Genomic DNA, 1,362 nt, shown 5'->3' with positions numbered 1-1,362 from the left:
TTGCAATATTGATGAATTACGATTGTCAGTCAATACACCTTAGGGGGCTTAGCATGAGACATATCAATTACAACCACCTGCTATATTTTTGGACCGTCGCTCGAGAAGGCTCCGTCGCAAAAGCAGCTGAGTCTCTTCATTTAACGCCTCAAACAATCAGCGGTCAGCTGAAAATGCTTGAAGAAACTATCGGTGAGCCTCTGTTTCAAAGAGTGGGTCGCGGCCTAGTTATCACCGAGATGGGGCGCATGGTTGAGCAATACGCCGATGAAATATTCAGCCTGGGCGCTGAGCTTACTCAACGAGTCAAAAGCAAGCAGCCCGGAGCACCAATTACTTTCAATGTTGGAATCGTAAACTCCATTCCCAAACTCATCGCTTATAAACTTCTCGAAGCAGCTATGAAACTAGATGATCCGGTAAAAATCGTCTGTATGGAGAGCGACCTAGATAGCTTGCTTGGAGATTTAGCCGTTCACAAACTTGATTTGGTGCTATCTGATCGCAGTATTCCTACCGGGCTCAATGTTAAAGCCTTTAGCCATGAGCTAGGTTCTAGTAGCTTATCTTTCTTTGGCACAGACGAATTGCGGCACCAACATTCAGGAGAGTTCCCTGAATTGCTAAATGAGGCACCCGTTCTTCTCCCTCTGAATGATCATGCTTTACGTAGAAGCTTGGATGATTGGTTTGATCAGGTAGACATATCACCAAATGTCATCGCAGAGTTTGACGATAGTGCATTGCTAAAAGCATTTGGCGAAGGCGGTGCAGGTTTTTTTCCTGCGCCATCAGCCATGGCAAGCCAAGTTGAGCGCATGTATAACGTTAAGTCGATTGGTGAGATAAACAATGTTAGCGAACACTTCTTTGTTATTTCACCAGAGCGAAAATTGAAACATCCGGCTGTCGTTGCAATTACCGATGCAGCACGACGAAGCTTTTCATCTATTAGCCAAGCATCTTAGCTGCCGCTTCATCTGAAATTCCGCGCATGCGGCGCAGCATATAACGTTTTGCTTTGGCAAAGCTCTGTTCAATCGCGACACCACAATTTTCGCTCTCTACCGCTAGCTGTAAGTGCTCCCCTACACATGGGTGAATATTCAGCTCACAGTAGTAAAGAGCTCTATTATCATGTTCTTGTTGGCGTTCCTCTATCAACAGATTTACTGATTCAATATCAGTGTTAATGCCACTCAGGTGAAAGGAATAGTAAAGATCGACTGTTCTGCTCCAGTTACGCATTACGTGCTCACTTACATTTAGGTACAGCATAATTTCAACTCCGTGTTTTTTTACTATGCTAACGACCAACTACCCTAGGTATCCATAAGTTATTCACTCATAAATACTTCGAAG

General features: G+C 44.2%; 2 protein-coding genes. One reads left to right on the top strand and one right to left on the bottom strand.

Annotated features, from left to right (window positions below; genetic code table 11):
- A partial coding sequence (nhaR, locus tag A3761_RS20900; RefSeq protein ID WP_231881274.1) for a transcriptional activator NhaR occupies positions 1 to 968 on the top strand: 968 nt, incomplete at its 5' end.
- On the opposite strand, the gene A3761_RS20895 is transcribed toward nhaR, so the two are convergent.
- Positions 952 to 1,278 carry a hypothetical protein gene (locus A3761_RS20895; protein WP_068515457.1) on the bottom strand — a complete coding sequence of 109 codons (327 nt, stop codon included), beginning with the start codon at positions 1,276 to 1,278 and terminating at the stop codon, positions 952 to 954. The two genes, nhaR and A3761_RS20895, sit on opposite strands and share 17 nt — an antisense overlap.
- Between the last annotated feature and the right edge of the window lie 84 nt (positions 1,279 to 1,362).

This window comes from Oleiphilus sp. HI0123, assembly GCF_001635315.1.
This window is presented reverse-complemented; position numbering and strand designations above follow the sequence as displayed.

Excerpts from the sequence above, each read along its gene's own strand:
- A3761_RS20895 (WP_068515457.1), bottom strand. The coding sequence starts at position 1,278 with ATGCTGTACCTAAATGTAAGTGAGCACGTAATGCGTAACTGGAGCAGA.